Source organism: Streptomyces sp. NPDC031479 (assembly GCF_055581065.1).
On sequence record NZ_JBVIKC010000004.1, the window covers coordinates 67,909 to 90,076 of the forward strand.

The following is a 22,168-nucleotide window of genomic DNA, read 5'->3' on the forward strand; positions in this document are numbered from 1 at the left end:
AATCCATCGGAAGGCAGGGGCGTCTTGATGCGGCGCGAGGGGCCGGACGTTCCTGTCAGGCTGGCGTTCTCCACCGGCGACCTGGCGCAGATGCGCTTCGCCGTCTCCCCGATGTGGGAGGTCGGGACGAGCATGCGGCTGCTGAGGTCCGGCGCCGTCCATCCCGTGCACGGCCGGTGGACGGCACAGGTCCGGCCGCGGCTGGCGGCGGCCGGGCTGGACCGGGGCCTGCTGGCCGAACTGGTCGCACCGAAGGGCTTCGTGCCGGACTTCCTGAACCCCGCGCCCGACGGGCCCGCCCCCGCCCTGGCGCAGGAGCTGGACCGCGTCAGGAGCGCGCCCGCGGCCGCGGTGCGCCGGGACCTGGACCGGCTGGCCCGGGAGCAGGGGCGGCTCGGTCCCCGGTCGCGGGCCCTGTACGCGGATCCGCAGGGGCGGCTGGCCCGGGTGGCGGAGGAGGTCGAGCAGTACTGGGAGCTGGCTCTGGGCCCGTACTGGGCGCAGATCCGCACCGTGCTCGACGCGGACGTCTTCCACCGGTCCCGGCAGGTGGCCGAGGAGGGCGCCGCCCGTCTCCTGAACGGCCTGCACTCCTCGCTGAGCTGGTCCGACAACGCGCTGCGGCTGGCGCTGCGGCAGCGTTCCCTGTCCCGCAGGACGGCGGGGTCCGGGCTGGTGCTGATCCCGTCGGCCTTCACCGGGCCGGTGCCGCTGACCCGGGTGGCGCCGCCGGAGCCGCCGCAACTGGCCTACCCGGCGCGGGGTACCGGCGCGCTGTGGGCGTCCCGCCCGGCCGTCGCCGACGCCGCCCTGGCCGCCGTGCTCGGCCGTTCGCGGGCCCGGCTGCTGGCGGAGCTGGACACTCCGGCCTCCACCACGGAGCTGGCGGCCCGTACGGGGCTCTCGCCGGGCGGGGTGTCCCAGTACCTGACGGCCCTGCGTGACGCGGGCCTGGTCAGCGCCCACCGCGCGGGCCGCTCGGTCCTCTACGCCCGTACGGCGGTGGGCCAGTCCCTGCTCACGGCGGGCTCCGCCTGAAGGTTGCGCATTCACCCACCCCGGTGGACCACGGAGCGTTAGGGTCGGCAACGCACAGCGTCGCCCCGGCGGCCGAGGGCAGGCCGGGGCCGGGGAGGAAGAGGCCGCTTTGAGTGGTGGGCAGACAAAACTGGCCGAGCACCCGGTGCTGGTCGTCATCGGCGTCATCGCCACGATCATCGGCGCGGTGGCGGCGGGCAAGGACCTGTTCTCCTCGGAGGATCCGCCGCCCAGGACCTCCGCCGCGGCTCCGGCCGTCCCGGGGCCCGCGTCGACGCCGGACGGCACGGGCGACACGCCCACGCCCACGCCGTCGCCGACGCCGACGCCGACGCGCACGGACGAACCCGGGCCGGGCGCGGAGCCCGAGGATCCGGAGTCCGGGGGCTCACTGCCGGAGTCCCGCACCTCGGCGCCCGCGGCCGTCGGCGTACCGAGCGCCAAGGCCCAGCCCCCCGCCCACGCGGGCCCCCTGCTCGTGCGCATCGACATGGGCACGGGCGGGAAGGTCGGGCCGAGCACCTATCGGGCGCGGTCCACGCCCGGCGCCGACACCTACGTCCAGGACTCGGGGGGCCGCCTGGACCGGGGCTGCTACGTCCAGTGGACGCTCAAGCGCGGTGGCGAGGTGGTGCAGCTCGCGCGCAGCGAGCGGTGCAGGCCGCCGAGCATCACGCTGTTCAACTTCGACAGCGGCAGCCTGCGGGAGGTCGGTTCCTACACCCTGACGGCCGACGTCACCACCGACTGGAACCAGACGGCGAGCGCCACGGTCACGTTCGAGGTCGTCCCCCGGTAGTATGGAGTAGACACTGTCTACTCCGACTGGTAGACAGTGTCCATGGATGAGAGCCCGCTGCGCGAGCGGCTGATCGACGTCGGCGTGGAGATGGTCACGGCGGAGGGGACCGCCGCCCTCGGGCTGCGGGAGATCGCCCGGCGGGCCGGGGTGTCGCACGGCGCTCCCCGGCGGTACTTCCCCACCCACCAGTCCCTGCTGTCGGCCATCGCCCGGCGCGGGTTCGCCGATCTCGGGGCCCGCTTCGCGGCGGCCGGCGCCGGGCAGGCCACCCCGAGGGAGCGGGTGCGGGCGCTGGCGACGACGTACGTGGCCTACGCCCTGGAGCAGCGCGGGATGTTCGAGCTGATGTTCCGCCACGACCTGCTGGACAGCACCGGGCAGGAGGGCTCCGACGGGCCGCGGCTGCGGGAATCGACGCGGCCGCTGTTCGCCATGCTCGTCGGGCTCGTGTCCCGCTGCGGTGCGGCCGATCCGCAGGTCACGGCCGCCGCGCTGTGGGCGAACCTGCACGGGGTGGCCCAGCTGTGGGGGGCGGGCAGCCTGCCCCTGGTGCTCGGGGGCGGGGCGGACGGGGCCGGTACGGACACGGGGGTCCGCGTCGCCCGGCTCGTCGGCGCCGCGCTCGACGCGCATCTCGGTCCGGAGCCCTCGTGAGGCCGTCGATCGCGCTGGCGGCCAGCGCGGCCGGGGCGGCCCTCGTGGCCCTCGACGGCACGGTGCTGATCGTGGTGCAGCCCGCCCTGCGCCGCGATCTGGGGGCGAGCGCCGCCCAGGTGCAGTGGACCAGCACCGCCTACCTGCTCGCCGTCGCCGCCTTCCTGGTGATCGCCGGACGGCTCGGGGACCGGTACGGGCACCCCCGGCTGCTGCTGACGGGCTCGCTCGGCTTCGCCGCCGCCTCGGCGGGGATCGCACTGGCTCCCGGAGTCGGCTGGGTGATCGCGCTGCGCGCCGTCCAGGGCCTGTTCGGGGCGCTGTTGCAGCCCGCCACGCTGGCCCTGCTGCGGGTCGCGTACCCACGGGAGCGGCTGGGGTCGGCGGTCGCCGTGCGGACCGGGACGATCGCGGTGGCCGCGGCGGCGGGGCCGCTGATCGGCGGGGTCCTGGTCGCGCGGGCGGACTGGCGGTCGGTGTTCGTGCTCAACGTGCCCGTGGCGCTGGCCGTCGCGGTGCTGACGTCGGCCCTGCGGGTCCCGCCGCCCGCGCGCGCCGACGCCGGTGCCGGCCGGCTGGGGACGGCTGCGCCCGCCCTGCTCGCGGCGGCGCTCGGGGCCTGCGTGTACGCGCTGTCCGGCGTACCGGAGCACGGCTGGACGGGGGCGCCCACGCTGCTCGGTTCCGCGGCGGCCGCGGGGCTCGGGGCGCTGTTCGTCCGGGTCGAGCGGCGCGGGAAGCGGCCGCTGGTGCCGGCGGCGGTGGCCCGGTCGAGGCCGGTGGCGGCGTCGATGGCACTGCTGATGGCGGTCTCCGCCGGGATGTTCGGGGCTCTGTTCACGGCCACGTTCCTGCTCCAGGACGTACGGGGGCTCGGCCCGCTGGAGACCGGCGTGCGGGTCCTGCCGCTGACCGCGCTGATGGTGGCCGGGGCGCCGGTGGCGGCCCGGGCCGTACGCCGGTACGGGGCGCGGGCGACGGCGCTGACCGGGACGGGGCTGGTGGTGGCCGGGATCGCCGGCCTGGGCTCGGGCGGGCCCGTGGCGTTCGGGGTGCTGGGCGCGGGGTTCACCGCGGTGATGGTCACGGCCACCGGGACGGTGGTCGGGGAAGCTCCGCCCGGGTACGCGGGGGTGGTGGGCGGACTCAAGCAGACGGCCGCGAACGTCGGCCCGTCGCTGGGGATCGCGGTCGCCGCGGGCGCCGGAGCGGCGGGCACGGGGCCGGACGCGGGACCGGCGCTGCCGGTGCTGGCCGGGCTGGCCGCCGTGGGGCTGGCCGCGGCGGCGCTGCTGCCGGGCCGGACACCCGTGGGGGAGGTGTCCGACCCGGCTGGGGTCACGGGGTGAGGTTCCGGCGCCGGAGGGGCGTCACGGCGTGAGGGTCCAGCGCTGGGCGGGGGTGCCGGCGCAGGCGGCGCGGGTGAGGGCGGTGCCGTCGGCGGTGCCGGATCCGGCCGGGGTCAGGCACTGGCCGCCCGTACGGAGACTGCCATCCGGGCCGGGCTGCCAGCTCTGGCCGGGCGTGCCGGCGCAGGTCTGGACGGTGACCGCGGCGGGGTCGGTGCCGTCGAGGCAGACCCCGGCGAGGCCGGTGAGGCGGCCGTCCGGCTGGAGGGTCCAGCGCTGGTTCGGACCGCCGTGGCAGGTGTACAGGGTGGGCCGTGTCCCGGGGGCGGTGGCGCTGTGCGGGAGGTCCAGACAGCTCGTGGAGGCGGAGTTGACGAGGGTGGCGTCGGCGGGGAAGGGCGTCGGCCGGCCGGTGAGGGTGAGTTCGGCGGCGCTGGTCCACGGGCCGCGCCCGCCCGCTTCGGTCAGGGCCCGCAGGCGCAGGTAGCGGCCCGTCCTGGGGGCGAGGGGGACGGTTTTGGCGGCCGGGGTGTCCGCCAACGTGCCGGCGGCGGCCGGGGTGCCCCAGTCGGCGGTGGTGTCGGAGACGTAGACCTCGTACCCGCCGATCCGGCCGTTGACCCCGCCGTCCTGCCGCGGGAGGTAGCCGAGGGAGTCGACGGTGTACCGGGCACCGAGGTCGAGGCGGATCTCGTGCGGGAGGGCCGCCGGCTTGCCGGAGGACCAGGCCGTGTGCCAGATCGTGGACGGGTCGCCGTCGAAGGCGTTGCGGGCCGCGCCGTTCTCGGCGGCGGTCTCCTGGCTGTCGGCGGAGACCAGGCTCCAGGCCGTCTGCGGGATCGGCGCGGAGCCGGCGGGGACCGGGTCGGCCGCGGGGACGGCGGTACCGGTGGCGGTCACGGTGAACGCGCCGCTCTTCGTGCCCGTCTTGACCCACAGGACCCCGGAGCGGTCGGCGGGGTCGAAGAACCAGCCGGTGGCGGCCGAGTCGTAGGCGGCCTTCGACCCGAGGCGGGACAGTGCGCTCCCGTCCACGGTGAGCGCCGCGGGGGCGGAGGCCACGTGGAGGGTGAACTCGTAGCCCCGCGAGGCCGGTTGTCCGGCGTAGGAGCCGGCGGGCGCGCCGACGGAGACGGTGACCGTGCCGGAGCCGGTGGTGGGCGCGGTGACGTCCACGCGCTGGCGGGCGTAGGCGCCGGACTCGAACGCACGGGTGCGGCCGTCGTCCTCGTAGAGGCTGAAGGTGGAGTTCCCGCGCGGGTGGACGTCGTAGGTGAGGGTGGAGACGGGCTTCTCCCCCGTGTGGTTCATCTGCGGCCACATCGGGACGACGGCGCCGCCCTTGACGAACAGCGGGAGCGTGTCGAGGGGGGCCTGGTAGCCGTTCAGCCAGCCCGGTCCGGCGTACGTCCTGCCGGTCCAGTAGTCGGTCCAGGTCCCTGCGGGCAGGTAGATGCCGTCGCGGACGGAGGTGTCGGAGACGACGGGGGCGACGAGGAAGGAGTCCCCGGCCATGAACTGGCCGCTGGTGAGGTTCCCGCGGGCGACCGGGTCGTCGGGGTACTCCAGGACCATGGCGCGCGTGCTGGGGACGCCGGTGTCGTGGGCGGCCCGGCTCATCGTGTAGAGGTAGGGCATCAGCCGCATCTTGAGCTGGAGGTACTTGCGGTTGACGGACAGGTACGGCTCGGCGAAGCGCCAGGGCTGCTTGTCCTGGTAGCCGGCCGACGGGTTGACGGCGCCCCAGCCCGACATGGTCATGAAGGCGGGGGTGAAGGCCTTCCACTGCAGGTCGCGGACGTAGGTCTTGGGGCTGCCGCCGAAGATGCCGTCGACGTCGCCGGAGGCGTAGTTGAGGGCGGACAGGCCCGCTCCGGCGATGGCGGGGACGTGCCAGCGCATGGCGTCCCAGGTGCCGCTGGTGTCACCGGTCCAGACGACGGCGTTGCGCTGGGTACCGGCCCAGCCGTCGACGGTCCACACGTAGCGGCGGGCGTCGGAGTTCTTCTCGATGCCGTCGACGGCCTGCTGGACTCCGTTGAAGGCGTACTTGTAGCCGCCGCCGATCCAGGCCACGTCGGTCTTGACGCCCCGGCTGCCGGCCGTGCCCACCTCGTCGGCGATGGAGCCCAGGCCGGTGGAGGTCCACAGGCCGGTCTGGAAGCCCTTCGCCTTCAGGGCGTCGACGGTGGACTTCAGGGGGGCCGTATAACCGCAGCCGTAGCCGTCGTTGGGCAGGAACCAGCCCGACGGCATGTCGGCCGCGCGGGCGTCGGCGGCATAGCCGGCCACGTCGGCGGTCGTCTGGTGGCGGAGGCGGTTGTGGTCGCCCTGGTAGTCCGGGTTCGAGGCGTTGAAGCAGTCGGCGTTGCCGAGCTCGAAGCCCCAGGCCGGGGCCAGGAAGGGTTTGCCGCTCACGTCGGTGTACGCGTCGAGGACCGACTTGAGGGAGTCGCCGGTGAAGTACCAGGCGTCGAAGCGGTTCTCGTCGTGGGTCAGGGTGGTGGGGGCGTCGAAGGCGTACGAGCCCGGGGCCCAGGTGTTGCGCATGACGCCGTAGCGGTTGGTGGACATGTAGAAGGGGGCGGGGCTGGCGTTGTCGTTCTCGCGCCACTTGTTGTCGACGGCGACCGGGACGGTCTTGCCGCGCAGTGCCCACTCGCCGAGGCGCAGCCCGGTGCCGTAGAACTGCTCGTCGGCGCCGCGGGCCAGGTACTGGGTCGTGTGGCCGCCGCCCCAGCTGGTGGGCTGGGTCTCCTCCCAGACGGGCGTGGAGTCGTCGGCGCGGAAGACGGAGAAGCGCAGGGGCGATTTGTTGACGTGGATGGACAGGCCGCCGGTGGTGATCCGGTAGTACGTGCCCGCGTCGGTGGAGGTCGCGGCGACGGGGCCGAAGTCGGTGGTGGGAGCGAGGTCGGAGCCGGCCGGGTCGTCGGAGAAGGAGCCGTCGGGGGACAGCCAGAGCCGGAAGATGTCGGCGCGGGCGACGACCACGCGGGCCTTCGCGCCGCTGGTGGTGCTGACGGTGAAGGTGCCGCCCGCCTGCGCGAGGCCGGTGACGGAACCGGCCGTGGACACCGGGGCGGCTGGCGCCGGTGCGGCCGCGGCGCGGGCGGTGGCGGGACCGGCGGCGGCGAGTCCGGCGATCGCGAGGGCCGCGGCGAGCACGGCCGCGAGCGGGGACCTGCGGGCGGGGCGGGCGGGGCGGCGGGGCTGGGGTGGCGGGTCGATGACACTCATCGGGCAGCTCCTCGTGCGGTCCGGGTCGCGGACACACCGCTTTGGCATGCTCTCGGCAAGATAGCCGAGAGCAGTGGCCTTTTTGAAGGAAGTTGCTCGAAGTGGTCTCCATGCACGCAGTTTTGAGCATGTGACACCACGGCCCGGGCCGGGGAGCCGTAGCGGCGGCTTCCCGGCCCGGGCCGTGGCGCGGTCTCAGGCGGCGGTGACGCGGATCTTGGACTGGCCGTGGCCGAGCTTCTCCCAGTCGTCCATGAACCGGGCCTTGAGGCCGTGCCCGGCGGCCAGGTCGACGAGGGTCTGGGTGCGGTAGTAGAAGTCCTCGCGCAGGACCTGGTGCTCGGCGCCCTCGGTACGGTCGAAGGTGAAGTCGAACCGGCCGCCCGGCGCCAGGACCCGTTCCACGTGGGCGAGGCACTCGTCGATGATCGACAGCGGCGAGTGGGAGAACACGCTGTGCGCGTGCACCACGTCGAAGTGGCGGTCGGGCAGGAAGTCGAGGGTCAGGTCCTGGGTGATGGTCAGGTGCGGCAACTTGGCCTGAAGTCCCCGGTCCGTCAGCGTGCGCTTGGCGGCGATGAGGATGTCGGGCGAGATGTCTATGCCGTAGTAGTGGCCCGTTTCCAGGTGGTCGATGAAGCGCCAGCCCGCCCGCAGGTTCCCGCACCCGATGTCGAGCATCCGGTGGCGCGGGGCGAGCCCGTGCTCCAGGAGGTAGTCGAACTGCATCTTCCCGAGGGCCAGCCAGCGGTCGTGGGTCTGGCTGCCGACCGCGGCCTCCGGGTTGCGACCGGTGTCGGAGGCCATGACCGCCCGGTAGTAGCCCACGTGGTCGGGGTGCTTGAAGCGCAGCCAGCTGTCGCGCGCGGCACGCCTGACGTACGGCGCGATGCGGGTCGGGTTGCTCAGCGCGTAACGGACCTTGTGGCCGACGCTCGCGCGGTCGGCGGTGAGGTTCTTCTTCGTTGCCATGAGGGGTCCCCCTGGGATGCGGGCGGAAGGCGAACTGGACGGTGCGGGGTGGTACGGGGTGGTACGGGGCCGCCGCCGCTGCGGGTCGGGCCGCGGCGGCCGTCAGGCGAGGCGGCGGCGCAGCAGGGCGACGGTGAGCGCGAGGAGCAGGGCGGCGGCGCCCGCGTAGAGGGCCGTGTCGATCCACTGGAACGTCCAGAAGTCGCCGCTGGGGTAGACCTTGTGGTACCGGGCGACGAAGTCGTGCTCGGCCATGCACTGCCGCAGTTCCTCCCCCGAGGTCTGGCAGACGTTCCAGATGGAGTGCTCGCGCCCGTCGGGCGTCAGGTAGCCGAACTCCCCGGTGGACCAGGCGCTTCCGACGGGCCGCTTGGGCGTCATGCCCGGGGTGATCCGGGTCTCGGGGTCGATCCAGCTGCGGCGGAAGTAGGTCACGAACGCCATGACCGTGCCGATCGCCAGCAGGGCCGCGCCCATGGCGGGCAGTACCCGGCGCACCAGCAGTCCCGCGAGGGTGCCGACGGTGAGCGCGAAGAGGGCGCAGGCCACGGAGGCCGGGCCGGTGGCGTTGTAGATGGAGGGGTCGTGCCAGTACGGCCCGTCGAGGGTGTTGGCGATGGGGGCCCACCACCAGGCGACGAGGGCCGCGATGACCGTCGAGGCGAGCAGGGTGAAGAGCGCCGCGAGACCGAAGCGGGCGGCGAACCAGCGGCGCGGGCCGACCCCTTGGGTGAGGGCCGGCTTGATCGTGCCGGTCTCCAGCTCCCGGCCGATGAGCGGAGCGCCCCAGAACACGCCGATGAGGGCGGGCAGTGCGAGCCCGAGGGTGCCGAGCGCGCGGATCCCGGTGGAGTTGCCGTCCATGATCTGGAAGGTGGCGGGGCTCTCGCAGCCGCCGTTCCAGCCCGGACAGGGCACCCATCCGGTGGCGTCGATCAGCGACATCATCTCGGAGCGCCGGTAGACCACCCAGGCCGCGCAGGCGACCAGCACGGCGGCGCCCGCCAGGATCATCGGCCGCTGCTGGCGCCAGGCCAGCCAGAGGACGCCCTTCACGCGGCGGCCTCCTCGGTGGTCGGGGCGGTGGTCACGGGGGTCGCGGGGGTCGCGGCGCCGCGGAGGTGTGCGAGCAACAGGGTTTCCAGGGAGGGGGTTTCGACGATCCAGCGCTCATCGGTCCCCGCGGGCAGCGGGGCGCCGGGCGCCGTACGGACGAGGGCGGTGACCTGACGGCCGCTGACGGCGGAATGCACGACCGCGCCGCGGTCGAAGGCACGTGGCAGTCCGTCCTTCTCCATCGGGTCGGCGCGCCCGGTGAGCCAGGCGTGCCCGTCGCAGAGCTCCTGGATGTCACCCGACAGGCGGGGGACGCCGCCCTTGAGGAGGAGCACGCGGTCGCAGACCTCGTCCAGTTCGGCCAGGACGTGCGAGGACATCACGATGGTCGTGCCCCGCTCGGCGGCCTCGGCCATGAGCAGGGACATCACCTCGTGACGGGCGAGCGGGTCGAGGTCGGCGAGCGGCTCGTCCAGCAGGAGCAGATCGGCGCGCTTGCCGAGGACCAGGGCCAGGGCGACCCTGGTGCGGTTGCCGCCGGACAGGGCGCCGACGCGGGCGTTCAGGGGGATGTCCCCGGAGCGTACGAGGCGTTCGGCGACGGCCTGGTCCCAGCGGCCCGGGTTCAGCATGCGGCCCAGGCGCAGGGTGTCGGCGACGGTGAAGCGGGCGTGCAGCGGCTTCTCCTGCGCGAGGAACGCGGTGCGGTGGCGGGCCTCGGCGGTGCCGGGGGCGTGGCCGAAGACGTGTATCCGCCCGCTGTCGGGGCGGAGCAGCCCGGCACCGAGCTGGAGCAGGGTGCTCTTGCCGGCCCCGTTGGGGCCGACGAGTGCGGTGATGTGCCCGGCGGGCAGTTCGACGTCGCACGCGTGCAGGGCCGGCCGGCCTCCGTACGCCCGTCCGAGCCGGGTTGCCCGTAGTGCCGGCGCGTGGGTCGGATCGCTCACGCCGTGTCCTCTCTCGACGGTCCGGGCCGGGGCCCGGAGTTGTTGAAGCTGTCCTCCACGGCGGCCGTGATGAGCGCCGTGATGTCCTCCCGGTCCAGGCCCGCCTCGCGCGCCCGGACCATCCAGGCGGCCAGGGCGGTGCGCAGCGGGGAGTCCGCCGCCGCCTCGGGGCGGGACAGGGACCGGCGTACGAAGGTGCCCGCGCCGGGACGGGGCTCCACGAGCCCTTCGCGCTCCAGCTCCCGGTACGCCTTGAGGACGGTGTTGGGGTTGATCGCGGTGGCCGCGACCACTTCACGGGCTGTCGGCAGCCGGTCCCCCGGTTCCAGCACGCCCAGGCGCAGCGCCTGCTTCACCTGGGTCACGAGCTGCAGGTAGGTGGCGACGCCGCTGCGCCGGTCGACCCGGAACTCCATACCTCCACCTCATTCCACTAACACGTTAGTGGAATAGTGCAGAGTCATCGCGGGCGCGTCAAACCGGATGCCGAAGGGAGCGGCGGAGGCGGGAGTATGACCGAACGGTCACAGGTTCGAACCGGGGGAACGCGCAGGGTGCGCGGCACATCTAGGTGATCGGCGGGCCGGCCTGCGGCCGCGCCGATGGTGATGACGACTACGGCGAGAACCGGCCGGGCCGGGTGTGAGCAGCAAGGTGGGGCGCTGGATGAAGGCGGAGACGGTGACGGAGCGGACGGACCCGGAGGGCGTGCCGGGTGCCCTGCGGGCGGCTGAGGGGGACGGTGTGACCGAACCCGGCGCCCTTCGGGAAACTCCGGACGGAACCCCTGCGGACCCCGCCGGGGCCACCGATACCGATACCGATACCCGTGCGGATGCGGATGCGGATGCGGAGGAGGCCGGTACCGGCCCCACCTCCGACTCCGCCGCGCCGCGGACAGAGGGAGCCGACCCGTCGCAGGAGACCTCCGGGCGACGTCCGGAGCGGGACGGCGTCGACGGCGGAGACGCGGCAGCCGCGAAGTCCGACGGGGCCTCTGCCGAGGGCGACCCCGCCGAAGGGAAGCCCTCCGCCACCGGGAGGCCGGCCCCTTCCTGGGCCAGGACCGGGACGAAGGAATCCGCTCCCGCCCCGCGTGAGGGTTCGGCGTCCGACGACGAGGCGAACCCCTCGACGACCGCCGCCGAAGGCGCCCCCGAGGACCGGCAGTCCGAGGGGCCCGGCACGGCGGAACCCCGGCTCCGGGACGCGAAGACGGCCCCCGCACGGGACGCCGACGGCGACACCGATGCCGACGCCGCGCCCGCCATGAGCGACCCCGAGGACCAGGAGCCCACCGGGTCCCGGGACCCGGACGCCACGGCCGCCACCGCCCCGCAGGGCGACGGCCCGGCCGATCCGCGGTCCCCGGCAGCGTCGACGGCCGGGGCCCCCGACGACGCGAAGGACACCTCGGCCACCCCCACCCGACCGGAACACGGCGACAGCGACAGCGACAGCGACAGCGACAGCGACAGCGACACGAACGAGCCCGCGGACCAGCCGGCGGAGAAGCCCGCCGCCGGGAAGTCCACCCCGCCCGGCAACGTGGACTCCGCGGCGGACTCCGCCGAGGAAGCCTCCGCCCGCCCCGCGCGGGACACGGAGGACGACGGCCCGGAGGCACCCGAGGGCGACGGTCCCAGCACGGCCGACGGGCCGCGGAAGCCGGCCGCGGCAGGCGCCACCGCAGCCGCCGCCGCCCCCGCCGCGCCCGGTGCCGCCGGCGGACCCCGGACGAAGGGCGACGGGACCGGCGCCGCTCCCGCCCGCCGGGCCGACGGTGACGAGGAGAGCGACGCCGAGCGGACCAGTCGGTTCGTCGCGCTCAAGGAGCTCGACGGCGGGGCGGCGCCCGCGCCCGAGGCCGTCGAGCCGCCCCGCCCCCAGCCCCCCGCCTGGCCGGAGGTGACGCGGGAGGCGCCGCTGCCCCCGCTCGAACTGCTGGCCGAGCTGACCAACACCGCTCCCCCGCCGGAGACCCCCCGCCGCACCCTCACCCGCCGGGTCAAGGTGTGGACGCCGCTCGTGCTGCTGCTGGGCGCCGTCGCCGTCGCCGCGCAGCTGGTGCGCCCGCTGCCCGCCCCGATGCTGGCGGGCGGCGAGTCCTCGTACACCCTGGAGGGGACCACCACGATCCCGTGGCCGGCCAAGGGCCAGGGTGCCGTCCGGCTGCCCGGCTCCGGTGACGTCGCCACCTTCGGCGAGCAGAAGCCGATGCCGACGGCCAGCGTGGCGAAGGTGATGACGGCGTACGTGATCCTCAAGGGCCACCCCCTGCGCAAGAACGACGCCGGCCCCCGTATCGAGGTGGACGCGGCGGCCGCGGCCGAAGGAAACGCCCTGGACCAGTCCCGCATCAAGGGGCTCACGGCCGGGACGAAGTACAGCCAGCTGGACATGCTCAAGATGCTGATGATCCCGTCGGGCAACAACATCGCCCGCCTGCTGGCCCGTTGGGACACCGGCTCCACCACCACGGACGCCTTCGTCGCGAAGATGAACGCCGCCGCGAAGGAGCTCGGGATGAAGGACACCACGTACACGGATCCCAGCGGCCTGGACGCCGCCACCGTCAGTACCGCCGCCGACCAGCTGAAGCTCGCCGAGGCGGCGATGAAGGACGAGGTGTTCCGCGCGGTGGTCGCCCTGCCGCAGGAAACCATCCCGGGTCTGTCCGAGCCGCTCCTCAACAACAACGCCAGCCTGCTCCTCGACCGCGACCTGAGCGTCAAGGGCATCAAGACCGGTTCGAGCACCCCCGCAGGCGGCACCCTGATGTGGGCCGCGTACAAGACGGTCGGGACGCAGACCCAACTGATCCTCGGCACCATGATGGACCAGCACGTGGACGGGCCGGACCCGGAGGCCCGGCGGAGCCTGGAGCTGGTGAAGGAGAACAGCGGCAAGGTCATCGGGGCCGTCCGCGCCGCGCTCGCCGAGGCCCCCGCCGTGCGCAAGGGGCAGACGGTGGGCTACGTCGACGACGGGCTCGGCGGCCGCACCCCGCTGGTGGCCACGAAGGACCTCTCCGTGATCGGCGTACCGGGGCAGCGACTGAAGCTCTCGCTCGGCGCGGGCGGCAAGTCCCTGCCGCACGAGGCGAAGGCGGGCACCGAGGTCGGTGTGCTGACGGTCGGCGACGGGGAGGGCGCGAGGAGCATCCCGGTGGCCGTGGGCAAGGACCTGGCGGAGCCGTCGTTCGGCGCGCGGGTGACCCGGCTGTCCTGACGGCGGGACCCCCGTGGTTGCATGGCGGCATGGACGTCCGACGCCGTGAACCCCGTGACCTCGGCGCGTGCGCCCGCGTGCTCGCCGAGGTCCACCGCGCCGACGGCTATCCCGTGGACTGGCCGGAGCGGCCCGAGCGGTGGCTGTCGCCGCCGGCGCTCCTCGACGCCTGGGTGGCCGAGCGCGAAGGGGTGCCGGCCGGTCATGTCGCGCTGTCCCGCAGCCGGCCGGACGATGCCGCGCCCGCGCTGTGGTGCCGGCGGTCCGGCGCACCCGTGGAGGCAGTGGCCGTGGTCGGCCGGCTCTTCGTCGCCCCGACCGCACGGGGGCTGGGGGCCGGCGCCCTGCTGATGGCACGGGCCGTGCGCGAGGCGCGGGCGCGCGGACTGCGTCCCGTGCTCGACGTACTGGCCTCCGACACGGCGGCCGTCGCCCTCTACGACCGCCTCGGCTGGAGCCCGCTGGGAAGCGTCGAGCAGCACTGGGGCCCCGGGCGCACGGTGACCGTGCGGTGCTACGCCGCCCCCGCGTGAGGGACGCCGCTACGCGTTCGCGATGACCAGCAGGGTGCGGGCCGCCGAGCCGCCCTCCGGCAGCGAGCAGCGGTGCGGCAGGTCGCCCCGGTGGTGGGCGCTCCGGCCCGCTCGCAGCAACAAGGGCTCCTCGCCCTCGACTTCGAGCAGGACCTCGCCCTCCAGTACGTAGAGGAAGTCCTCGCCGGGGTGCGCGAACCAGCCGCGCTCGCCCCGGCCGGGCTCGAAGTGGTGCTCGTAGGCCTCCATCAGGCCGCTGCGTCCGCCCGGGATGAGCACCCGCGCCACCTGTCCGGCGGCCTCGCTCACCTGGATCACCTGCGGGTCGCTCTCGTGGCTGACGACTCCGGGGCGCTCCGGGGGGCGCAGGAAGGTACCGGGCGTGACGTCGAGCGCCTCGGCGATGCGGTAGATCGAGCTCAGGCTGGGGGTGGCCAGTCCGCGTTCCAGCTGGCTGAGGAAGGGCTGGGAGAGGCCCGAGCGGGTGGCGAGCGCGGCCATGGACACGCGGCGCGCGGTGCGGCACTCGCGGATCGCCCGGCCGACCTCCAGCGCTTCGGGTGTGGGTTCGGGTCGAGACACGCAGGTGAACGTATCCCATCGCCCGCACGGGCCCGGGTGGACCCGGACGGTTTCACACCGCCGCAACACCCCGTTGATAAGCGTGGTCAATTATTGACCTCACTTATCAACACCCCCGAGGAGTCGTCCCGTGCAAGCCTCCCCCTCCCCCGCCGGCCGGGCCCTCGGCCGGCTCGGCCCGGCCCTGGGCGCGGCCGGTGCCGTCCTCGCGCTCTGGTACCTGCTCGCCCGGTCCGGGGCGGTGGCCCCGGGACTGCTGCCCTCCCCCGCCGACACCGCGGCGGCCCTGGCGGACAGTGCCCGCGAGGGGACCCTGGCCACCGACCTCGGCGCCAGCCTGACCCGTGCGGGGCAGGGTTTCGCGCTGGGGGCGGTGACCGGTGGCGCCCTCGGCTTCGCGACGGGGTACCTTCCCCGGCTGTCGGCCGCCGTCACGCCGGTGGTCTCCTTCCTCCGCCCGATCCCGGCCGTCGCGCTGGTGCCGCTGGCGACCGCCTGGTTCGGCATCGGCGAGAACGCCAAGCGGCTGCTGATCGCCTACGCCGTCCTCCTCGCGGTCTGGCTCTACGTGCACGACGGGGTGTCGCGGGTACCGGTGTCGCACCTGCGGGCCGCCCGGTCGCTGGGGGCGCCCCTGCACCGGCGGTTCACCGAGGTCCTGCTGCCCGCCGCGGCGCCCACGCTGCTGGCCGCCCTGCGCTACGGGGCCTCGGTGGCCCTGCTGGCACTGGTCGCCGCCGAACTGGGCGGCGCGGACAGTGGTTTGGCGTACCGGCTGCAGGTGGACGGCCAGTTCCTGCGGGTGGACCGGATGTTCGCGGGGCTGCTGGTCCTCGGGCTGCTGGGCGTGGCCGCCGACCTGCTGCTGGCCGCCGTCGGGCGTCGCTGGGTGCACTGGAGCGCGTCATGAGCCTGGAGGTACGGCTGGAGGGGCTGTCGGTCGGGTACGGGGCCGCGCCGGTGCTGCGGCCGACGGACCTGGTGTTCCCTGCGGGGTCGTTCACGGCGCTGCTCGGGCCGAGCGGCTGCGGGAAGTCCACGGTGCTGAACACGGTCGCCGGTTTCGTGCGGCCCGCGACGGGACGGGTGACGGCCGGCGGTACGGAGGTGACGGGGCCGGGCCCGGACCGGGGCGTGGTCTTCCAGCACTACGCGCTCTTCCCCTGGCGCACGGCCCGCGGCAACGTCGAGTTCGCCCTCAAGCGGCTCGGACTGCCGCGTGCGCGCCGGCGCGAACTGGCTCTGGCCGCGCTCGCGGAGGTCGGGCTGGCGGACGGTGCCGAGAAGTACCCGGCGCAGTTGTCCGGCGGGATGCAGCAGCGGGTGGCGCTGGCGCGGGCGCTGGCCGCGCGGCCGGAGGTGCTGCTGATGGACGAGCCGTTCGGGGCCCTGGACGCGCTGACGCGGACGCGGATGCAGGCGCTGCTGCGCGAGCTGTGGGAGCGCAGCGGCACCACCGTGCTGTTCGTGACGCACGACATCGACGAGGCGCTCGCCCTGGCCGGGCGGGTGGTGGTCCTCGGAGGTTCCCCGGGCCGGGTCCTCGCGGACCACCCGGTCCCTGCGGGCCCCCCGGACCCGGCCCTGCGCGAGAGCGTCGCGGCCCACCTCACCACCCCCTGAACCCCCGATCCCCCATCCCCCATCCCCGGAAGGAACCCACCATGCCCAGACCCCGCGCGCTGGCCGTCGTACTGCTGGCCGCGCTGTTCCCGCTCCTCGCCACCGCCTGCGCCGACGCCGACGGCGGGGCCGGGGGCGGCGGCGGACGGCGCGCCGTGACCCTGGCCGGAAGCGACCAGCTGGCCGCCGCGCCCGTCTACCTCGCCCAGGAGCGCTCGCTCTGGGCCGCCGAGGGCCTCGACGCCACCCTGACCACCCTGCCCACCGGCCGCGACGCACTGAACGCCGTCCTCGGCGGCCAGGCCCGGTTCGGGGTCGTGGGCGACCTGCCCGCGGTCACGGCCGCGCTCGGCGGGCGCGACGTGCGGATCGTGGCCGACCTGTCCCGCTTCTCGGACTGGCGCCTGCTCACCCGCACCGACCGCTCCGTCACCGGTTTCGGCGCGCTCAAGGGCCTCAAGGTCGGGGTCCCGCAGGGCACGAACGTCGAGTACGCCCTGTCCCGGATGCTCGCCTCCGCCGGGCTGACCGCGGCGGACGTGACGGTGGTCAACCTGGCCCCGAACCAGGTCGCCCCCGCCCTCGCCCGCGGCGACGTCGACGCCGGCGTCACCTTCCCCAGCTTCTACGACGCCGCCCGCACCGCCCTCGGCGCCCGTTACGCCGAGCTCCCCTTCACCGGCTACACCGCCCACACCCTCCTCGTCGCGGGCCCCTCGGCGGGCGACGAGGAGACCACCGCCGTCCTGCGCACGGTGCTCGGCGCGCAGCGCGCCGCCGCCGCCGATCCGGCCGCGGCGCGGGCGGCCGTGGTGGCCCAGTCCAAGGGCGCGCTCCAGGCCGGGTACGTCGACGCCTTCCAGCCCCGCTACGCCTACGGGGCGAGCCTGACGCCCGAGCTGCTCGCCGATCTGTCGGACGAGGCCGCCTGGGCCAAGGCCGCCCGGTCCCTGCCGGGCGCCGCCGACCGGTCCGCGCTGTCGGCCCGGCTGCGGCCCGGCCCCCTGCGGGCGGCCGATCCGGCGGCCGTCACGGTCACCACCCCCTGAACCGGCCCCCGTACGACCCACCCCACCCACCCCACCCACCCAGGGAGGACCCTCCATGAGCGTCGACCAGAACACCCTGCGCCGCCGCGGCACCGGCCTGCGCGCCCACGATCCGCGGCGCAGCTTCGGCGGCTACACCCTCTACACCCCGATCACCGGTGACGGCCGGATCCACCTCGTCGGCATCGACGGCGAGCCCGCCCACACCTGGAACTCCCCGCACCCGCCCGGCCGTCAGGCCCAGCTGCTCCCGGGAGGCACCCTCTTCTACGCGGCCAAGGACACCGGCGGCCCGAGCCTCTTCCCCATCTGGGACGTCTACCACGGCGGCATCTTCCAGGAACTCGCCCCGGACTCCACCGTGCTGCGCGAGGTCCGCCACCCCTTCCACCACCACGACGCCTCCGTCCTGCGCAACGGCAACCTGCTGATCACCGTCGTGGAGCCGCTGTCCCCGGCGGACGCGGCCCGGATCCGCGGCGGCATCCCCGGCTCGGAGGCACCGGGCGGGGTGATCTACGGGGACGTGGTGTACGAGCTGACCTGGGAGGGCGAGACGGTCTGGCGCTGGGCGGCGATCGAGCACCTCGACCCGGAGGAGGTACCGCTCAACCCGCACTTCGCCCGCGAGCACTGGCCGATGGCCAACACCGTCAACGAACTCGCCGACGGCGGCATCGTCGTGGGCTTCCGCAGCGCGTCGACGACGGTGGCCGTGGACCGCGCCGACGGCTCCGTGCGCTGGCGGATAGGCCCCGACGTCCTCGCGCAGCAGCACCACCCGCACGAGCTGCCGGGCGGCACCATCCTGGTGTTCGACAACGGGACCTACCGCGACACGACGTCCGTGCCGTACTCGCGGGTGCTGGAGCTCGACCCGACGACGGGCGAGCAGGTGTGGTCGTACGAGGACAATCCGCCGCAGAACTTCTACAGCCCGTACATGTCCAGCGCCCAGCGCCTGCCCAACGGCAACACGTTCATCGCCGAGGGTTCCTTCGGGCGGCTCTTCGAGGTGACCCCCGAGGGGGACGTGGTCTGGGAGTTCGTCGTGCCGGAGTTCGGCTCGTTCAGCCGCGGCACCGGCCTGGAGTCCTCGCGCGGCGCGCAGAACTCCGTCTTCCGCGCCTACCGGTACGGGGCGGAGCAGATCCCCTGGCTCTGACGCGCGGCAGGGCCCGGCCCGCCCCCGTACGACCGGGGGCGGGCCGGGCCCGTACGGCTCGTCGCGTCAGTTGTTGGAACCGACGGTGTTGTCCTTGCCCGCGTTGAAGATGTCGTCGGCGGCGAACTGGAACCAGTCGCCGAAGACGAGGTTGTACTGGCTGCCTTCCGGGACGGTCACGTTCACGTCGGCGCTCGCGGCGCCCGCGCCGGCGAGCACGATGGCGGCGGTGGCGAGGACGGCGAATGCGGAACGGACAGATCGCATGGATGCACCTTTCGGGAAGAAGCGGAACAGTCCCCGAAGGTAGGGCGGGGGGCTCCCGCTGTCCGGGCGGCGTTCCGCGTCGCGCCGACTCCAATCCGAATGGCCGATACGCCTGCTCCCCGACGGCCCACCGGACGCCGCGATTCCGTCAGCACTTTTCGGCCATGCCCGCAGAGGGGTCCCTCCGGAGGTGGCCGGAAGCCGACGGACGGAGATGAACAACGCCCTACGGGCTGGTAACTTGCGCGAGTTGATCAAGGCTGGGGCCCGATTCCCGGTGCCGTCCGGCCTGAGCCACCCCCATCCAAGGAACCACATTGGCACGCACCGTCCGCACGACGGCCCTCACGCTCGCGCTCTCCCTCTCCTCCTTCGCCCTGCTGTCCGCCGCCCCGGCGTACGCCGACTCCCCCACCCCGCACCTGGACGCGGTGGAGCAGACCCTGCGCCAGGTCTCCCCCGGCCTGGAGGGCTCGGTCTGGGAGCGCACCGCCGGCAACCGCCTCGGCGCCTCCGCCCCCGGCGGTTCCGACTGGCTGCTGCAGAGCCCCGGCTGCTGGGGCGACCCGGCCTGCACCGAGCGCCCCGGCTCCCGCCGGCTGCTGGAGAAGATGCGCGAGGACATCGCGCAGGCGCGGCAGAGCGTGGACATATCCACCCTGGCCCCCTTCCCCAACGGCGGGTTCCAGGACGCGATCGTGGCCGGTCTGAAGGAGGCGGCGCAGAAGGGCAACCGGCTCCAGGTGCGCATCCTGGTCGGTGCCGCGCCGATCTACCACGCCAATGTGATCCCGTCCTCGTACCGCGACGAGATGGTGGCCAAGCTGGGGCCCGCGGCGGCGAACATCACGCTGAACGTGGCGTCGATGACGACCTCGAAGACCGGCTTCTCCTGGAACCACTCCAAGCTGGTGGTGGTGGACGGCGGTTCGGTGATCACCGGTGGCATCAACAGCTGGAAGGACGACTACCTCGACACCGCCCACCCGGTGAACGACGTCGATCTCGCGCTGTCCGGTCCGGCGGCGGGCTCGGCCGGCCGCTACCTCGACACCCTGTGGGACTGGACCTGCCGCAACAAGAGCAGCTGGGCCAGCGTCTGGTTCGCGTCCTCCAACAACGCGGGCTGCATGCCCACCCTGCCCCGCCCCGCGGCCCCGACGGGCGGCGGGGACGTCCCGGCCCTGGCGGTCGGCGGCCTCGGCGTCGGCATCCGGCAGAGCGACCCGACCTCGGCGTTCAAGCCCGTCCTGCCGACGGCCCCCGACACCAAGTGCGTCATCGGGGTGCACGACAACACCAACGCCGACCGGGACTACGACACGGTCAACCCGGAGGAGAGCGCGCTGCGGGCGCTGGTCGCGAGCGCGACCGGGCACATCGAGATCTCCCAGCAGGACCTGAACGCGACCTGCCCGCCGCTGCCCCGCTACGACATCCGGCTCTACGACGCCCTCGCCGCGAAGCTGGCGGCCGGGGTGAAGGTGCGCATCGTCGTCAGCGACCCGGCGAACCGGGGCGCGGTCGGCAGTGACGGCTACTCCCAGATCAAGTCGCTGTCCGAGGTGAGCGACGTCCTGCGGGGCCGCCTCCAGGCCCTGACCGGCGACGCGGGCCGGGCGAAGGCCGCGATGTGCGACGGTCTGCAGCTGGCGACGTTCCGCGCCTCCGACAAGGCGACGTGGGCGGACGGCAAGCCGTACGCCCAGCACCACAAGCTGGTCTCGGTGGACGACTCGGCCTTCTACATCGGCTCGAAGAACCTGTACCCGTCCTGGCTCCAGGACTTCGGCTACGTCGTCGAGAGCCCGGCCGCCGCGAAGCAGCTGGCGGACGGCCTGCTCGCCTCCCAGTGGAAGTACTCGCAGGCGACCGCCACGTACGACTACGCGCGCGGCATCTGCCAGGGCTGACGCCCGGCGGCGGGGCGCCCCGGGTCAGCGCTTGCGCTGGGCCGGGGTTCCCACGAGGAGCGCCTCGGAGACGAGGCGGACGCCCCGGGAGAGGCGGCCGAGCTGTTCGAGCTCGATGGCGTACATCCTGATCGTGTTCTCGATCACGGACTCGGCGACCCCCATCATCGGCAGCTCGGCCCGGCTGGTGTGCAGGGCCACGCGCACCGCGCGCATCTCGTGCTGCAGCTGGAGCTGGACGTGGCGGGCGAGCAGGGCGTGGTGACGGGTCAGCGTCAGGTAGCTGCCGTAGCGGGCCGGGAGCAGGTCCCGCAGCCAGCGGGTGGCGCTGCGCTCCCAGTCGTGCGAGCCGGGGGACTTCACCTGGAGGGGCCAGTCCGGGCTGCGCGTGAGGGTGGCCGTCTGGGACATTCTCGTCACTTCCGAGTGGTGGTCGAAGCACTGATCGAGACACTGCGTAGGGGGGCGGCCTCGGCCCAGGGGTTGACCGAGGCCGCCAGGGGGGCGCTCCGCCGGATCCGAAAGCCCTGACCCGTCACCCGGTCGCGCCGTGAGGAGGAGCGGCGTACTGGGTGGCTGTTCGAAGAGGACGTGGGGTCGCCCTCCCTGGCATCTGGTGGATCCGGAACGCCGCCGTCAGTAAACATATATACCGTCGAGTACGCAAGGGTATGAAAAATTTCATACATGGCCGGGCGGTGAATATCCGCCTGCCGCCGGGGGTCCCCCGAGGCCTCCGCCGAGCCCGCTAGAGGAAGAATCCGTGCTGGTCAGCGACCTGCTCGTACTGTTCGAGCCGGGCCTGGGTCCGCTCGGGATCGGCGTCGGCCATCGCCTGGAGCAGGGCGGCGGAGAGCATGCCGGGAGCCGCGTACGAGTCGAAGACCAACCGGGATCCGGCGCCGGCCGTCAGCACCACGTCCGCCTCCTCCACCAGCGGGCCGAGGGTGGGGTCGGTGATCAGCACGACCCGCAGGCCGGTGCTGCGGGCCGCCCGCAGGGCCGCCAGGGTCTCGTTGGCGTGCCGGGGCATGGCGAAGGCGATCACCCAGCTGCCGCCGGCCGCCCGGGACTGGAGCAGGGCGTCGTAGGCCACGCTGCCGCCCCGGGTCACCACGCGGACGTCCGGGTGGATGCGGCGGGCGGCGTAGGCGAAGTATTCGGCGAGGGACACCGAGATCCGCAGGCCCAGGACCGTCAGCGGGACCGAGTGGGCCAGGTCCCGGCCGATCTCCAGCACCCGGTTGGTGTCGGCGAGCAGCCGGCGCACGCTTTCCAGGTTCTCGATCTCGGCGTCGACGGCGGCCTGGAGCTCGTTGTGGCGGATCTGCTCACGGCTGTCGGGGGTGCCGGCCACCGCGCTCAGCGCCATCGGCTGGAGCACCTCGCGCAGCGCGGGATAGCCGCTGAATCCGAGCGCGGCGGCGAAACGGGTCACGGAGGGCTGGCTGACCCCGACGCGTTCGGCGAGCTCGGTGATGGAGAGGAACGCGGCCTCGGTGAGGTGGTCGATCAGGTACTGGGCGATCCGCCGCTGGCCCGGGGACAGCCGGTGGCCGTCGAAGAGCGCGAGCAGCCGGTCGGCCGGCGGCTTCTCCCGCTCCTGCGGGACCGTGCCCGGCGTGATCGCGGCCGCCTGTGCGCGCGCCTGCTGCCCCGATGACACCGGAGGGCCTCCTTCTCACGTCACTCGCCTTCCAACATAGCCCACGCTCCGTGGCCGGTTGATCATTGTGCCGTGCGGGGC

19 protein-coding genes and 1 pseudogene are annotated in these 22,168 nt (G+C 74.1%); 11 read left to right on the plus strand and 9 right to left on the minus strand.

All coding sequences use genetic code 11. The features are described 5' to 3' along the window. Positions 1-27: 27 nt before the first annotated feature. From ACZ5D2_RS06745 to ACZ5D2_RS06760, 4 genes are all read left to right on the plus strand, one after another. The gene (locus ACZ5D2_RS06745; protein ID WP_468927692.1) at positions 28-1,038 is read left to right on the plus strand and encodes an ArsR/SmtB family transcription factor; all 1,011 of its coding nucleotides are present in this window, start codon (positions 28-30) and stop codon (positions 1,036-1,038) included. Between the two features lie 109 nt (positions 1,039-1,147). After that, positions 1,148-1,837: a hypothetical protein gene (locus ACZ5D2_RS06750; RefSeq protein ID WP_468927695.1), complete on the plus strand. Its 690-nt coding sequence runs from the start codon at positions 1,148-1,150 to the stop codon at positions 1,835-1,837. Positions 1,838-1,879: 42 nt separating this feature from the next. Beyond that, entirely contained in the window at positions 1,880-2,494 is a 615-nt protein-coding gene (locus tag ACZ5D2_RS06755; protein WP_468927698.1) for a TetR/AcrR family transcriptional regulator, read from the plus strand. Beyond that, positions 2,491-3,843 (plus strand): MFS transporter, encoded by a 1,353-nt coding sequence (locus ACZ5D2_RS06760; RefSeq protein ID WP_371680293.1) that lies wholly within the window; start codon positions 2,491-2,493, stop codon positions 3,841-3,843. Before ACZ5D2_RS06755 ends, ACZ5D2_RS06760 begins: the two co-directional genes overlap by 4 nt. 21 nt (positions 3,844-3,864) lie before the next feature. On the opposite strand, the gene ACZ5D2_RS06765 is transcribed toward ACZ5D2_RS06760, so the two are convergent. From ACZ5D2_RS06765 to ACZ5D2_RS06785, 5 genes and pseudogenes are all read right to left on the minus strand, one after another. Then, a complete protein-coding gene (locus tag ACZ5D2_RS06765; protein WP_371680292.1) occupies positions 3,865-7,083 on the minus strand; it encodes a TIM-barrel domain-containing protein in 3,219 nt (1,072 codons plus the stop codon). A 195-nt stretch (positions 7,084-7,278) separates the two neighbouring features. Continuing rightward, positions 7,279-8,055 (minus strand): class I SAM-dependent methyltransferase, encoded by a 777-nt coding sequence (locus ACZ5D2_RS06770; RefSeq protein WP_371680291.1) that lies wholly within the window; start codon positions 8,053-8,055, stop codon positions 7,279-7,281. A gap of 102 nt (positions 8,056-8,157) precedes the next feature. Next, a complete protein-coding gene (locus tag ACZ5D2_RS06775; RefSeq protein WP_371680290.1) occupies positions 8,158-9,111 on the minus strand; it encodes an ABC transporter permease in 954 nt (317 codons plus the stop codon). Beyond that, positions 9,108-9,998 (minus strand): annotated as a pseudogene (locus ACZ5D2_RS06780) (ABC transporter ATP-binding protein); the annotation flags it as partial. The gene ACZ5D2_RS06775 and the pseudogene ACZ5D2_RS06780, both read right to left, overlap by 4 nt. Before the next feature lie 56 nt (positions 9,999-10,054). Beyond that, the gene (locus ACZ5D2_RS06785) at positions 10,055-10,474 is read right to left on the minus strand and encodes a GntR family transcriptional regulator (protein WP_266836529.1); all 420 of its coding nucleotides are present in this window, start codon (positions 10,472-10,474) and stop codon (positions 10,055-10,057) included. A gap of 250 nt (positions 10,475-10,724) precedes the next feature. Between ACZ5D2_RS06785 and ACZ5D2_RS06790 the strand changes: the two genes are divergently transcribed. Beyond that, positions 10,725-13,289: a serine hydrolase gene (locus tag ACZ5D2_RS06790; RefSeq protein WP_468927705.1), complete on the plus strand. Its 2,565-nt coding sequence runs from the start codon at positions 10,725-10,727 to the stop codon at positions 13,287-13,289. Positions 13,290-13,318: 29 nt separating this feature from the next. Further along, a complete protein-coding gene (locus tag ACZ5D2_RS06795) occupies positions 13,319-13,822 on the plus strand; it encodes a GNAT family N-acetyltransferase (protein ID WP_468927708.1) in 504 nt (167 codons plus the stop codon). A gap of 9 nt (positions 13,823-13,831) precedes the next feature. Here the strand turns inward: ACZ5D2_RS06795 and ACZ5D2_RS06800 are convergent, their stop codons facing one another. Beyond that, the gene (locus ACZ5D2_RS06800) at positions 13,832-14,404 is read right to left on the minus strand and encodes a helix-turn-helix domain-containing protein (RefSeq protein WP_468927711.1); all 573 of its coding nucleotides are present in this window, start codon (positions 14,402-14,404) and stop codon (positions 13,832-13,834) included. A 130-nt stretch (positions 14,405-14,534) separates the two neighbouring features. Between ACZ5D2_RS06800 and ACZ5D2_RS06805 the strand changes: the two genes are divergently transcribed. Genes ACZ5D2_RS06805 through ACZ5D2_RS06820 form a run of 4 tightly spaced genes read left to right on the plus strand, consistent with a single transcriptional unit; the run spans position 14,535 to position 18,241 of the window. Then, the gene (locus tag ACZ5D2_RS06805) at positions 14,535-15,314 is read left to right on the plus strand and encodes an ABC transporter permease (protein ID WP_468927714.1); all 780 of its coding nucleotides are present in this window, start codon (positions 14,535-14,537) and stop codon (positions 15,312-15,314) included. Then, complete coding sequence (locus ACZ5D2_RS06810) at positions 15,311-16,027, plus strand: ABC transporter ATP-binding protein (RefSeq protein WP_359928447.1); 717 nt, start codon at positions 15,311-15,313, stop codon at positions 16,025-16,027. The genes ACZ5D2_RS06805 and ACZ5D2_RS06810 overlap by 4 nt, the downstream gene beginning before the upstream one ends. A 41-nt stretch (positions 16,028-16,068) precedes the next feature. Beyond that, a complete protein-coding gene (locus tag ACZ5D2_RS06815; RefSeq protein ID WP_468927717.1) occupies positions 16,069-17,076 on the plus strand; it encodes an ABC transporter substrate-binding protein in 1,008 nt (335 codons plus the stop codon). 55 nt (positions 17,077-17,131) lie between these two features. Beyond that, positions 17,132-18,241 carry an aryl-sulfate sulfotransferase gene (locus tag ACZ5D2_RS06820; protein ID WP_351029676.1) on the plus strand — a complete coding sequence of 370 codons (1,110 nt, stop codon included), beginning with the start codon at positions 17,132-17,134 and terminating at the stop codon, positions 18,239-18,241. A gap of 66 nt (positions 18,242-18,307) precedes the next feature. Here ACZ5D2_RS06820 and ACZ5D2_RS06825 read toward each other — a convergent pair whose 3' ends face one another. Continuing rightward, the gene (locus tag ACZ5D2_RS06825; RefSeq protein ID WP_030234442.1) at positions 18,308-18,508 is read right to left on the minus strand and encodes a hypothetical protein; all 201 of its coding nucleotides are present in this window, start codon (positions 18,506-18,508) and stop codon (positions 18,308-18,310) included. Positions 18,509-18,825: 317 nt separating this feature from the next. Here ACZ5D2_RS06825 and ACZ5D2_RS06830 point away from each other — a divergent pair, with 317 nt between their 5' ends. After that, positions 18,826-20,421, plus strand: coding sequence for a phospholipase D-like domain-containing protein (locus ACZ5D2_RS06830; protein ID WP_371680281.1), 1,596 nt, complete (start codon positions 18,826-18,828; stop codon positions 20,419-20,421). A 24-nt stretch (positions 20,422-20,445) separates the two neighbouring features. Here ACZ5D2_RS06830 and ACZ5D2_RS06835 read toward each other — a convergent pair whose 3' ends face one another. Further along, the gene (locus tag ACZ5D2_RS06835) at positions 20,446-20,832 is read right to left on the minus strand and encodes a hypothetical protein (RefSeq protein WP_285525501.1); all 387 of its coding nucleotides are present in this window, start codon (positions 20,830-20,832) and stop codon (positions 20,446-20,448) included. A 337-nt stretch (positions 20,833-21,169) separates the two neighbouring features. Continuing rightward, entirely contained in the window at positions 21,170-22,087 is a 918-nt protein-coding gene (locus ACZ5D2_RS06840; protein WP_371680280.1) for a MurR/RpiR family transcriptional regulator, read from the minus strand. Positions 22,088-22,168: the final 81 nt, after the last annotated feature.